The following is a 13,208-nucleotide window of genomic DNA, read 5'->3' on the forward strand; positions in this document are numbered from 1 at the left end:
TTATTAAAATAGTAAAAATTATTGAATAATTAAAAAAATATGAAATAAAAAAAAGTTTGGAAAATTAAATTAATATTCCTATTAACTTTAAATTGGTTTTTTTAAAAATCAAAAGATTTAAAAATCAATAGAAAAATAAAAGAAAATAGCTATAAAAATTAAATTTAAAAGCAACATATTATCATTTACCTAAAAGAGGTAATCTTATGGAAGGAGCAGAATTACAAAATATAAAAGGAATTGGAGATAAATTATCCCAAAAGATTATTAATGAATTAGGAGGAGAAGAGGAATTAAACAAAGTAATTAATAATCTTGACCTCGAAAGATTAATAAGAATCGATGGAATTAGTCAAAGAAAGGCTATTGAAATAATGAATCAATTAATCGGAAATCCTGCTCAAAAATTTCTAAAAAGTGAAAGAGCCATTCAACTATATGAAGAAATTATAGAAAAAATATTAATATACTCTAACACTTCCTACTCTAAAAATAGAATTTTACTTCTTGCTCCTATAAAAGATGAAGAAATTATAGAAGACCGCATAGATTTTGTAATGAATGCAAAAGAAAGAGTAAGTAAACTAGATTTAAATGAATTAAATAAATTAATGAAAAACCTCCATGAACCTAAAATAGCTAAGGCAAATCATGATGCAAGTAAAGCTATTTTAGTAGAGAGCTTAGAAGATATTGATTATTTAATGGACTTAGGTTTAAATAAATATTATAACATACTAACAGCTTCAGATTCACCATTCTTCCAAGAAGAATTAAGAGGATATGAATTAATATTTTATATTTATACAGAAGGATTCCTTGATTTAGGTGATATGTCTAATTTAATTATGATAAATAAAGATGCTCCTATTTATCAACTCCTACCTGAAGTAATTTTAGATTACTTTAGAATTAACAAAGATTTATTTGAAAGGGTTTCAAAAATAAAAGAAATTTTAGGTGAGGAGACTGTTTTAAAAGATATCAATCCAATACTTGAAGAACTTGAAAACTATAAAATAAAAGAAATAGATTTAGATGAAATTGTTAATAATGAGAAAATATATATAGACCAGGAGTTAAAAGAAAGGATTCAAAATGTTGACCTTGAAGGAGACGAAGTTCTTGACTTATTAAATAATGCCTTACCTGCAAAAATAGAAGAAATATTCAATGGAATTTTAAGTAAATCAAAAGAAACTATCAAGTTAGAAAGTGGTATTGATTTTGATCCATTCATAAGAAAGTATCCTATTGAAATAGATGATATGGAAATGGAAAGAGTGAAAATGGAAATCCTTTCTAAAAGCGCAAATAATTATTTTGATAAGAAGATCACAGCTGCAGAACAATTAGCCGCTATTAAAGAAGATGCTGAAAGAGAAGTGGAAGAAATAATTAAATTTGATTATGAATATGCTTTAGGTAGTTTTGCTTACCTTTATAACTTAAATAGGCCTAATTTTTCAAATGAGTATGAGCTTAACCAAGCATTGCACCTAGAATTATGTTTAAAAGAAAATAATACCATAGAAGAGATTCAAAGAATTGATTATAGATTAAATGAAAGTGAGAATATTGCATTATTAACTGGAGCGAATAGTGGAGGTAAAACTACTTTACTTGAAACCATTAGCCAAATAGCTATTCTTGCACAAATGGGATTGCCAGTTCCTGCAAAATCCGCTAAAATAAGATTATTAGATGAAATTTATCACTTTTCAAAAAAGAGATCTTTAGATGCCGGTGCATTTGAATCATTTTTAAATGTATTTATGCCAATTGTTACAAGTGATAGTGAAAAATTAGTTTTATTAGATGAACTTGAAGGAATTACTGAGTTAGAGGCAGCTGTAAAAATTATCTCCAGTTTTATTGAGATGATTGAAGAAAGTAATTCATTTGCAATTATTGTAACACATATGGCAAATGAATTAATGAAATATACAGATATTCGTGTAGATGGTATAGAAGCTATAGGGTTAGATGAGAATTATAATTTAATCGTTGATAGAACACCTAAAATGAATTATTTAGCAAAAAGCACCCCAGAGCTTATTATAAAAAGAATGTATAATAGCTCAAGCCCTGAACTTAAAAAAGTATATGGTAAAATACTTGAGAAATTTTAAAATAGAACAGCACTATAAAAATAATAAAAACAATGAAATATTAATTTCAAGGTTTAATTTAAAAAAAGATAATAAAAAATACATTTAATAAAATAGATTAATAAAATAAAAAATAATCTATAAGATTAATTCTATAAAATTAATATATAAAATTAATTCTATAAAATTAATATATAAAATTAATCTATAAAAATTATTAAATATTTTATTGATATTTTGCCCGTATACTAACTCTCTTGCTTCACAGGTAGTTTACCCTTTCCTCCACGAGTAACCCTCGAAACAGGCAGCCTATCTAATGCCGGGTTTCTTCTAATCATCGACAGCTAAAGCTTTCCTCATAAAAGGACCATAAACATCAGTCATAAATATGATACGACAATATAATTTTTACTTAAAATTATATATAAAATTTTGTAATAAATTAAATTTAAAAATCTATTTAAAGCTTGAGATAGTTTAAAATCAATAACTAATTCAAATCATCAATAGCTTTTTGAGCATGTTTAATATAAACATCCCTAATATCTTGAGATTGAGCTAATCCCTCTACAACACATTCTACTCCATAGCCCTCTACTTTGAACATAGATTTCCATGAATCTTCTTCATCTCCAGCCATGTCATTTTGAGCATGGTCGCCAGCTACAACCATTAAAGGCTTTAATAAAATTTTCTTATAATCACCTTGTTTAATCATAGCTAACACATCCCCAAAATCAGGTTTTGCTTCAACAGTACCAATATAATAATTATTAAAATCTTTCTCCTGTAGCATTTCTTGTAATTTAGTATAAACCCTATTAGATTCAGCAGGGGATCCATGACCCATGAAAACAATAGCTGTATCATCATCACAGTCATTTTTACTAGTTATACTACTAATCAAGTCTTCAAAATCATCATCAGCTATTAATAAAGGGTCAGCTATTGTAATGTTTTCAAATTTATCTTTAAAATTTTCTACTTCATCTTTAATTTTAAAATTATATTCAGTACCATCCATAACATGAGTTGGTTGAATGATTACTGTTTTAACACCATCATTTACAGCTCTTTCTAGAGCTTGTTTAACATTATCAATAGATAAATCATCACGTTTTTTCAATATGTTTATTACCATTTGACTTGTAAATGCTCTCCTAACATCATAATCTGGAAATTTATCCCTAATATCCTTTTCAATAGCTCCAATAGTAAGAGCTCTGTTATTATTATAAGAAGTTCCAAAACTAACAACCAATATTACTTTATCATTCATAGTATCATTCCTAATAAAAAAACATTTTAATTATTTAAATTATAATTTTCTAAAGAACTAAAGATTTAAGTTTCTAAAGAAAAATTTAAAATGACTAAACTATACTTTATTAAAAGAAATATTTAAAAATATTGATTTAAAAAAATTAAGAGCATGAATAAAATAAAATAGAATAAATAAAATAAATAAAATAAAATAGAATAAATAAAAATTAGAATAAATAAAAATAGCTAAAAAGTGAGATAAAAAATAATATAAAAAATAATATAAAAAATAAAAAATAAAATTTTAAAAAATCAAATATTCCGATCTTATTTTAATCTCTTAACATATACAATAATGCATTAGAAATAGCTGCAGCAACATTACTACCACCTTTTCGTCCACGAGCAACAATATATGGAACATCACATTGCATAATTAACTCTTTTGATTGAACTACATTAACAAATCCAACAGGTACTCCTATGATCAGTTCTGGTTTAAGTTCATTATTTTGAATCAATTCATACAATCTTATTAAAGCAGTTGGTGCATTACCAATAGCAAAAATCAAAGGTTTATCTAATTGTGCTGCTTTATCCATAGATGATCGAGCACGTGTTGAATGATTCTTTTTAGCCATTTCTTTAACATCATCATCACTCATAAAGCAGAAAACTTCTCCACCATGTTTTTTAAGTTCTGCTTTATTAATACCTGCTTTAACCATTTGAGTATCGGTTACTATAGAAGCTCCATTTTTTATTGCTTCCAATGCTTTATTTACAACATCATCTGAAAAGCATAAATTATCTACATAATCAAAATCAGCAGCTGTGTGAACAGCTCTTTTAATTATAGGTGCTAATTGAGAATCAATTTCATGAGGCAATTCAGATTCTATGATTTCAAAACTTCTATTCTCAATTTCAGCTGGTTCAACTTGTTCTAATTCAATTTTCATAATACATCCTCTCATTTAAATAATATAATAACTAAATAACTGTATTTCATAATAGAATAACAATAATTTAAACTTAATAAAATAATAATAATAATAATAATTTAACCTTTCCACTTTAGTGCATTTTTAACAAATGATATAGCGAAATCTGGATTTGCAGGAAGATAAATATGTGGGAATCCTGCATAGTAACTATTAAAACCATGACAACAAAGATATTCCAATTTATTAGATGCCTTCTGTGCAATAAAAGATTCTCCACAATTTTCACTATCATAGTAATGGAATTCATGAACTCGAATACTTTCATCTTTACTACACAACAAATTATCATTTAATGCTTTAATCTCAATATAACCAAAGCGTTGCAACTTATCTGTTTTTATACAATTTCCTTTGATAAAACCAACCATAGGAATATTCTCAATAGAATCATGTAAATACATAAAGCCGCCACACTCAGCAATTGTAGGAATTCCTTTAATCATCTTATTTTTTATTTCATTACATAATTTTTTATTTTTAGATAATTCCTCTTTATATAGTTCAGGATACCCTCCACATAGATATAATCCAGATATGTCTTTAGGAAGTTTTTCATCTTTTAATGGACTAAAGTATATAATTTCACAACCTAAATCTTCCAATATCTCAATATTTTCTTCATACATAAAACAAAAAGCATTGTCTTTACTAACAGCAATTCGTAAATCTGATTTATCAGAACTTATCAATTTTGAATTAGTTCTAATTGAATCTCTAAAGTCTACTTTTGATTCAATAATTGGAGCTTGCTTAGCTAATTCCAATAAACCCTCCAAGTCAATATATTTTTCTGCTAAATCTCTTAAGCCATTTATTTTCTCTTTAATATCTTTAATTTCATTTGCAGTGATTAAACCTAAGTTTCTACTTTCTACAGAATATTCTTCTTTTCTAGGTAAAAAGCCATAAGCTTTAACACCGATACTTTCAGCAATTCCACTTAAAAGAGGATATAAACCTTCAGAAATTCCATTGAATATAACTCCCTGAATCATACTATCAGATTTGTATTCTTTAAAACCCTTTATAATTGCTGCTGCAGAATTACTCATACCTTTAGCATCAAGAATCAAGATAACTGGAGATTTAATAGCTTTAGCTACTTCCCAAGCACTTGCTTTACCTTCAACACCTATTCCATCATAAAAACCCATAGCTCCTTCAATTATACTTAAATCTTGACCAGAATTGCGAATAAACTGGTCATCTAACATGTCTTCAGTACAAAAATAAGGGTCTAAATTATGTGTTTTAACATCCAAAACTTTACGATGAAACATAGGATCAATATAATCAGGACCGCATTTAAAAGAAGCAATATCTAAGCCTTTATGTTTAAATGCAGCCAATAAAGCCATAGTAATTGTTGTTTTACCGCAATTACTATTAGTTCCTGAAATTAATAGCCTATTCATCAAAACCACATCCACTAATGATAAATATTGGATTTTGAGCCATTAACATATGTAAATCACCGATTTTTCTACCTTTAGAAACAGCAACTTGAACTATTTCTCCATTTATTCCAATACTTTTAAGAGAATTTAAAGCAGCCATAGCATTTTCAATAGTTACTGCAGTTATAACAAATCGCAATTTATTATTAATTCCATATAAATAATTAACGATTCCATCCATATTTCCAGAGCTGCCTCCAATAAAAACAACATTAGGAATCGGAAGGTCTTGAAGACATTCTGGTGCCAAACCACAGATGGCCTTTACATTATCTAAATGGAATTTTTCACAATTTTGCTCCAATAGACTAATAGCCTCTTCATTCTTATCAAAAGCAAAAACTTTACCATCATATGCGGATAATCCCATTTCAATTGTAACAGAACCAGTTCCACAACCAATATCATAAGCAATATCATTAGGAGATATTGATAACTTAGACATACATACAGAACGCACTTCTAATTTAGTCATTGGAACTTTTCCTCTGATAAATTCATCATCAGAGATACCTATCCTATTTCTTGAATCAAAATTAGGATTTTCTATAATTAAAACAGTTAAAGAACTATATTCCTTACTACATAAATCACAAATTTTACAGCTTGAAATAAATTCTTCCTCAGAACCTAAATCCTCACCAACCCAAACTTTTAAATCCCCAAATCCAAATTTAATTAATTCTTTTCCTAAATCAGGAATATTTTTACCAGTTAAAGCAAAAGTATATTCATTACGGCGAACTGAAGAAACAATATTAGTATCAATTCCATGACAACTTATTAATTTTGCGTCTTTCCAAGGAAGATTACACTTTGCAAAGAAGTAAGATACTGAAGAGATTCCAGAAATTAAATTAGGTTTATATTCTTTTAGAGTTTCTACTAATTTTTCAGCTGCACTATAAAAACCAACATCACCTGAAACTAAAATAGCAATTTTACTAGCATCTGTTTTTTCTATTATTTCAGCTATTTCATTAGATAGATAAGAATTATAACTAGGTTTATTTAAATAAGATAAATCATTTAATAATCTTTTAGCACCTATTAAAATATCTGCTTCATGAATGAGCTCTAAAGCTTCCCCAGTAACAGTTTTATCACTCATCCCCATACCAATAATATTGATTTCTTTCATAAATACCTTCTCCAAATAGTCAGCATAACAATTTGATTTCCCTCATAAACATATGCTCCAGCTAACCATCATAATAATGTTGATTTCTTTTATAAAATGCTCCGAATAGTATTTTTAGCTTCATCTACACTGAGACCTTCCTCTTCAATTGCCCTAGTTAAGACAATGACTTCCATGCCACATTCTTTAGCAGCATCTGTTTTTTCTTTAAATCCACCAATATTACCGGATTCTTTAGTTACAAGTATATCAGCACTGATTTCATTAAATTGGGCAATATTAAATTCTTTAGAAAATGGACCTTGCATTCCACAAAGATTTTTCATAGGATAACCTAATTTTAAACAATGTTCCATCCCTTCTGGTGAAGGCAACATGCGCAAATAGACTCTTTCTTGGAATCTATCTACACCAGTTAATGCTTTTGCTTCTTTAGCACCCATAGATGAAAATATTAATCCTTCTGTTTCATTCAAATAGTTAATTAAATCATCCATTTTAGAAAATTCTATAGCATCATCAATTTCAATAGATTCTCTTAAGACGCGTACATACTCAATATCTTCATTAATACAGACATCTTTAATGTTTTTGCTTACTTCTGTTGCATAAGGATGTGTAGCATCAAAAACTATTTCAGTTTCTTCATTTTGAAATAATTCATGCATAGCATCTTTATCTAATCTTTTAGATTGGACAACAACAGGTTCATCATAGTCTAATACCTTTTCACCATAATTAGTAGCTACGCAAACAATAGATGGAATCTTTTTTTCAGATAAAAATTCAGTTAGAATACGCCCTTCAGTAGTGCCTCCAAATAAAACAATTTTATGCATCTTTACACCCTCTAAAACTATATTCCTTTATATCCTCTTGGTGTTACCATTTTATTATTAATCACTTTTGTATTTGAATTTCCAATAAAAACAGTGGTAAACATATCTACTTCAATCTCTTTAAGTTCTAAAAGACTTAGAATGTGATATTCTTCACCTATTCTTCCGATATTTCGTACATATCCACAAATCGTATCTTCCTCTTTAAAATTTAATAATATTTCACATGCCCTCTTAAGATAATCCTTTCTTTTATGACTTGAAGGATTATAAAGACAGATACAGAAGTCTCCCTCACCTGCCAATCTTAAACGTTTTTCAATTAGTTCCCAAGGTGTGAGAAGATCAGATAAACTTATAACAGCAAAATCATGTCCTATCGGAGCGCCTAAAACTGCAGAACCACTTAAAACAGCACTTATACCTGGAACAATATTAATATCAACATCAGGAAAATCAACTGACAATTCATAAACTAAAGCAGCCATGCCATAGACTCCAGCATCTCCACTACAAACTACAGAAACAATATTATCTTCTGATGCTTTCTCTAGTGCCATTCTACAACGATCAACTTCTTTTGTCATAGAAGTAGATAAATAATTTTTTTCTGGAAAATATTCTTTTACTAATTCCACATATTTACTATAACCTACAATCAAATCTGAATCTTTAAGAGTTTCTTTAGCAGAAATACTAAGATATGACTCATTTCCAGGACCAATACCAACAACAGATAATTTTTTCATAAATTTATTCCTCCCAAGAAAGAATGGGATTTTTTATAGCTAAAGCAATAGTCACTCCTTCACCTTCAGATTTATCTTTTCTTCTAAGTAATTTTCCATTACTTTGAATAATAGCAGAACGTTCACAAACATTGTCAACTTTTACAACACTCTTTACAAATTCTGATTTAGTGAAATCACCTTTTAGACTATTAAGTTCTTCTGCACTATAAGTTTTAAAGGGCAAATCATATTTTTTAGAAAATTCTAAAATTCCCTTTTCATTAGCTTTTTTATCAATACTTGCAATACTATTTAAAGATAAAACATGACAATTTTCTTTCTTTAAAGCATTTAAAATCGATTTTTCAATAGTTTTAAAATCTATATTTTTCTTGCAACCTATACCAACTGTAATTATAGATGGAATTAAGTATAATGTATCTTTATTAAATAAGGTATCCTTATTATTTACTGAGATATTTTCAAAATATTTATTAAATAAGGTATCCTTATTATTTACTGAGATATTTTCAAAATCTTTATGACTTATTTTAACATCATAATTAGTATCATATTCATTTAAATCATTAATTTTAATGTTTTCAGGTAAATTACCTTTAATTGGATATTCAGTTTTTATATGAATAGTTTCTCCTTTTAATAATTTAGATGAAACTAATTTAATACACTCTGGATTTAAAATTCTTAATCCTTGACTTTTTGCCCAGGTATCTATTGCAAAAACCTTATTGATATCAGTAGCAGTGGTTATAACAGGAATTGCAAATAAAATTTCAGATATTTTAATTGCTAATTCATTAGCTCCTCCAATGTGTCCAGATAAAAGAGGTATTGAAAAATGTCCTAACTCATCAACAACAACAATTGCAGGATCTTTTGTTTTAGATTTAATAAATGGAGCAATTGCTCTAGTAGCTATTCCTATAGCTCCTATAAAAACAAGAGCATCACTTTTTGAAAAATGTTCTTCTGTCCACTGAGACAAAGCACCTTTTTTACAACGAGTTAGATTTATATCATCTAAATCATCTTTAGAAAGTGAATTTAATAATTTATTAGCTATCTTAACACCATTATCTGTAAATGCAATGATTGATATTTTCATTTGTTTACCTCTCAAAACTCCATCATAATAATTATTTTTCAGTCTTCAAAATATATAATAATAATTCAAACTCTTCAAAATATACAATAATAATAATTTCTTAGTCTCTTCAAAATATACAATAATAATTATTCTTCAAACTCTTCAGATTATACTATAATAACTATTTCTTAGCTTCTCTAAATTCTGTTGAAAAATCATCTGCATAAAGACGTGATAATGAATACTCACTAGCTAAAACATCTCCAACAATTATTAAAGCTGTTTTAGTAATATTATTCTCCTTAGCACTTTCATATAAAGTTCCAACAGTACAATGTATTATTTTCTCATCTGGCCAAGTTGCTTTATAAACAATAGCAGCAGGAGTATCTTCACTATATCCTCCTTTTACTAACTCCTTAGACAATTTTTCAAGTAGTCCTGTACTTAAGAAAATAACCATAGTAGCACCATGTGCCGCAAATGAAGCAATATTCTCCTTTTCAGGAACAGGAGTTCTACTAGCCATACGTGTAATAATTACACTTTGACTAACATCTGGTAAAGTATATTCTGCTTTTAATGATGCTGCAGCACCACAAAAGCTAGATACACCAGGACAAACATCATAAGAAATTCCTTCTTCGTCTAGACGATCCATTTGTTCACGAATAGCACCGTAAATACTTGAATCCCCAGTATGTAAACGGACTGTCATTTTATTATCATTTTCTGCTTCAATCATCTTTTCAATAACTTCATCTAAGGTCATTTTAGCACTATTATAACACTCACAAGATTCTTTAGCATAATTCAATAAATCTGGATTAACCAGAGAACCTGCATATATTATTACATCAGCTTTTTTTAAAAGTTTAGCACCTCTTATAGTTATTAAATCGATTGCTCCACTTCCTGCTCCTACAAAATGAATCATTATTTTTTCCTCCTTATTCATTTAAAATTAATATTAATTACTATTTACTCAATACCTCATTAAGATTAATATTAATTACTATTTACTCAATACCTCTTTAAGATTAATACTGATTACTATTTACTCCATATCTCTTTAAGATTACTTGCATTTTCACTTTCAAATAAAATACCTGAATAATCTCCTGTATTAATAAAGCATATAAATCCTACTTCAATTTCAGGAGGTATTCTTTTATTAATATTATGTTCTATCCTATTTTTTAAAATAACCATAGTTTTATTTAATAAATCATTTTCCCACAATATATCTAATACAGCACTTGTAGTTACACAATTTTGAATCTCTTTTAGTATGTCTAAGTTAGCACCAGCTTCCAAAGCACAGGACAATAAAGTTTCTATCCTTCCATCTCCATTATTTGAATGTGTATTAAACATTCCAATACCTAATTTTACAAATTTGCCTATATGTCCAATTAGAAGAATCTTTTTAAAGCCATATTCTACAGAACTATCTAATGCAACATCAATAAAATTACTACACATAATACCTGGGTTTGTAGATAAATTTAAGTCTTCTATAGTGAATTTTTTGCCAAAATTACCTAAAAAAATAAGTATTGACTCATTATTCTCTGCAGATATCATGTTAATTTCTAATTTAATTGAATCTGCTAATGCTTTGGCACTCATTGGTTCAACAATACCAGTTGTACCTAATATAGAAATACCATCAACTATTCCTAATTCTGGATTAAATGTCTTCTTTGTTATTTCTTCACCTTTAGGTACAGAAATCAAAACATGAAAACCTCCATCATAATCATTTTCCTTTGCTAAGCTATTTAATGAATCTTTAATCATTTTTCTAGGAACTGAATTAATAGCAGATTCGCCTACGGGTTGATCAAGGCCTGGCTTAGTTACCCTACCTACACCTTTTCCACCTTCTATAATAATATCCTGAGAATCAAAAACTAAAGTAAGCTCTGCAGATACCAATATGCCATTAGTAATATCTGGGTCATCACCACTATCCTTTTCAATAGAGCAACTAGCTGTTTTATCATTAAATTGTGGGTTTAAAACATCAAGGGTAAGCTTTGTCTGATTAGGAGTTGTGATTGATACTGAATCCATTAATTCTTTTGAAAACAGCATTTCAGCTGAAGCTTTAGCTGCTGCAGCTGCACATGTTCCAGTTGTATAGCCACAATTTAATAATTTTTGATTAACTAATCGTTTATCTGCCATATACAATCCTCAATATATCAAATAGTTAGCAATTTAAAATTAAACTAAATAAAAAACAAATTCAAAAAACTCAAAATAACTTATTTTACAACTACAATAGTAAAATAACCCATCTCATCATCAAATTCATCTAATCCTATAGAAAGCTTTTCGTTTTCTAAGCCACAGTTTTGAACTGCATATACATTATTTTCAAGTTTTAATTCTTTTAATACTTCAATTAATTTAGGCATGGATTTACCTATCTTCATTAAAACTTTTGTTCCAGGTAATTGTAAAGCTTCCCTAATATCAATACCTGTTGCTGGAATTATATGTAAAGGTTCATCCATAGTTGTTAAACCTATCTTTAATTTAGAAGCAGATGCACAGAAACTTGTTACTCCAGGAATCACTTCAACATCATAATTTTTTTCTAATAATTTATCCATAGTATAAGCAAATGTTGAAAATATTGTAACATCCCCTAAATTTAACATAACAACATCATTTCCACTATCAAGAATCTTCTCTATAGATTCTGCAGCTTCTTTATGACTTTGAGCTAGAATATTTTTATCTTTGGTCATGGGAAATTTTAATTTAATTATCTCCTTATCTGATAAGTCTATTGCCTTAGATACAATAGATAATGCTAATGATTCACCATTTCCTGTATGTGGCGTTGCAATATAATTACATTTAGATATTATATTCATTGCTTTTACAGTAATTAAGTTAGGATCACCAGGACCAATACTTACTCCATATAATCTTCCTTTTTCCATTTTAAATACCTTTATACTTTATTATAAAAAATATATTAATTTAAACATAAAATAAAAATCATTTAATTATTTAAATTTTAAAAAAATCAGTAAGCTAATTTTAAAGTTGAATTAATAATTAGGATGAAAATTTTTAAATTAAAATTTATAAAACATCAAATAATCTATATTTATTAGAATACTCTTTAAATATAAACTAAAATATATATTAAACTTTAATTTTATACTACTTTAATTTAAAAATATGTTTATGACAATATATAAATATAATCTTTGATTTCCTTTTTAAAAATTTAAAAAACAATGAAAAAACAATACTAAAAAAATTAAAAAAGAGCTATAAAAAATAATGAAATGTTAAAAATAGAGATAAAATAGAAAGAAATGAAAATAAAATAGAAATAAAATTGAAAGAAATAAAAATAAAATAGAAATAAAATTGAAAGAAATAAAAAATAGTTCGTAATATATAAAACTAAATATTCTTAGATAAAAAAAGGCTGGCAGCAAAATGAAATTCCCATAGACCGAAACCCATAGTACACAAACAAAACGCGAAAAGACTTAACTTCTGAGATCGAAACGAGA

The 13,208-nt window shown here is 27.5% G+C and carries 11 protein-coding genes; 1 reads left to right on the forward strand and 10 read right to left on the reverse strand.

The genetic code is table 11. From position 1 onward, the window contains the following. The first annotated feature begins 206 nt into the window (after window positions 1-206). Window positions 207-2,132 (forward strand): MutS-related protein, encoded by a 1,926-nt coding sequence (locus BM020_RS03420; protein WP_074798213.1) that lies wholly within the window; start codon window positions 207-209, stop codon window positions 2,130-2,132. A gap of 472 nt (window positions 2,133-2,604) precedes the next feature. Here BM020_RS03420 and BM020_RS03425 read toward each other — a convergent pair whose 3' ends face one another. The 10 genes from BM020_RS03425 to cobI form a co-directional block, all read right to left on the reverse strand. Next, the gene (locus BM020_RS03425; RefSeq protein WP_067145523.1) at window positions 2,605-3,393 is read right to left on the reverse strand and encodes a sirohydrochlorin cobaltochelatase; all 789 of its coding nucleotides are present in this window, start codon (window positions 3,391-3,393) and stop codon (window positions 2,605-2,607) included. A gap of 316 nt (window positions 3,394-3,709) precedes the next feature. Further along, complete coding sequence (locus BM020_RS03430; RefSeq protein ID WP_067145520.1) at window positions 3,710-4,339, reverse strand: precorrin-8X methylmutase; 630 nt, start codon at window positions 4,337-4,339, stop codon at window positions 3,710-3,712. A gap of 101 nt (window positions 4,340-4,440) precedes the next feature. After that, window positions 4,441-5,799, reverse strand: coding sequence for a cobyrinic acid a,c-diamide synthase CobB (locus tag BM020_RS03435; RefSeq protein WP_067145518.1), 1,359 nt, complete (start codon window positions 5,797-5,799; stop codon window positions 4,441-4,443). Continuing rightward, window positions 5,792-6,982, reverse strand: a complete 1,191-nt coding sequence (gene cbiE, locus BM020_RS09295; RefSeq protein ID WP_083405366.1) for a precorrin-6y C5,15-methyltransferase (decarboxylating) subunit CbiE — start codon at window positions 6,980-6,982, stop codon at window positions 5,792-5,794. The genes BM020_RS03435 and cbiE overlap by 8 nt, the downstream gene beginning before the upstream one ends. Before the next feature lie 89 nt (window positions 6,983-7,071). Further along, entirely contained in the window at window positions 7,072-7,821 is a 750-nt protein-coding gene (cobK, locus tag BM020_RS09300) for a precorrin-6A reductase (protein ID WP_082761953.1), read from the reverse strand. A 17-nt stretch (window positions 7,822-7,838) separates the two neighbouring features. Further along, window positions 7,839-8,570: a precorrin-3B C(17)-methyltransferase gene (gene cobJ / locus BM020_RS03445; RefSeq protein ID WP_074798215.1), complete on the reverse strand. Its 732-nt coding sequence runs from the start codon at window positions 8,568-8,570 to the stop codon at window positions 7,839-7,841. 4 nt (window positions 8,571-8,574) lie between these two features. Further along, window positions 8,575-9,678: a cobalt-precorrin 5A hydrolase gene (locus BM020_RS03450; protein WP_074798217.1), complete on the reverse strand. Its 1,104-nt coding sequence runs from the start codon at window positions 9,676-9,678 to the stop codon at window positions 8,575-8,577. Window positions 9,679-9,841: 163 nt separating this feature from the next. Next, a complete protein-coding gene (gene cobM, locus BM020_RS03455; protein WP_067145512.1) occupies window positions 9,842-10,597 on the reverse strand; it encodes a precorrin-4 C(11)-methyltransferase in 756 nt (251 codons plus the stop codon). Window positions 10,598-10,713: 116 nt separating this feature from the next. Beyond that, window positions 10,714-11,853, reverse strand: coding sequence for a cobalt-precorrin-5B (C(1))-methyltransferase CbiD (gene cbiD, locus BM020_RS03460; protein WP_067145510.1), 1,140 nt, complete (start codon window positions 11,851-11,853; stop codon window positions 10,714-10,716). A gap of 80 nt (window positions 11,854-11,933) precedes the next feature. Beyond that, window positions 11,934-12,620: a precorrin-2 C(20)-methyltransferase gene (gene cobI / locus BM020_RS03465; RefSeq protein WP_067145508.1), complete on the reverse strand. Its 687-nt coding sequence runs from the start codon at window positions 12,618-12,620 to the stop codon at window positions 11,934-11,936. Window positions 12,621-13,208 lie beyond the last annotated feature (588 nt).

The sequence above is a fragment of the Methanobrevibacter olleyae genome, assembly GCF_900114585.1.
GTDB classification, from domain to species: Archaea; Methanobacteriota; Methanobacteria; order Methanobacteriales; family Methanobacteriaceae; genus Methanobrevibacter; species Methanobrevibacter olleyae.

What these genes read in the sequence shown, in the direction of transcription:
- BM020_RS03420 (WP_074798213.1), top strand. Translation starts at nt 207, where the DNA reads ATGGAAGGAGCAGAATTACAAAATATAAAAGGAATTGGAGATAAATTA.
- BM020_RS03425 (WP_067145523.1), bottom strand. Translation starts at nt 3,393, where the DNA reads ATGAATGATAAAGTAATATTGGTTGTTAGTTTTGGAACTTCTTATAAT.
- BM020_RS03430 (WP_067145520.1), bottom strand. Translation starts at nt 4,339, where the DNA reads ATGAAAATTGAATTAGAACAAGTTGAACCAGCTGAAATTGAGAATAGA.
- BM020_RS03435 (WP_067145518.1), bottom strand. Translation starts at nt 5,799, where the DNA reads ATGAATAGGCTATTAATTTCAGGAACTAATAGTAATTGCGGTAAAACA.
- cbiE (WP_083405366.1), bottom strand. Translation starts at nt 6,982, where the DNA reads ATGAAAGAAATCAATATTATTGGTATGGGGATGAGTGATAAAACTGTT.
- cobK (WP_082761953.1), bottom strand. Translation starts at nt 7,821, where the DNA reads ATGCATAAAATTGTTTTATTTGGAGGCACTACTGAAGGGCGTATTCTA.
- cobJ (WP_074798215.1), bottom strand. Translation starts at nt 8,570, where the DNA reads ATGAAAAAATTATCTGTTGTTGGTATTGGTCCTGGAAATGAGTCATAT.
- BM020_RS03450 (WP_074798217.1), bottom strand. Translation starts at nt 9,678, where the DNA reads ATGAAAATATCAATCATTGCATTTACAGATAATGGTGTTAAGATAGCT.
- cobM (WP_067145512.1), bottom strand. Translation starts at nt 10,597, where the DNA reads ATGATTCATTTTGTAGGAGCAGGAAGTGGAGCAATCGATTTAATAACT.
- cbiD (WP_067145510.1), bottom strand. Translation starts at nt 11,853, where the DNA reads ATGGCAGATAAACGATTAGTTAATCAAAAATTATTAAATTGTGGCTAT.
- cobI (WP_067145508.1), bottom strand. Translation starts at nt 12,620, where the DNA reads ATGGAAAAAGGAAGATTATATGGAGTAAGTATTGGTCCTGGTGATCCT.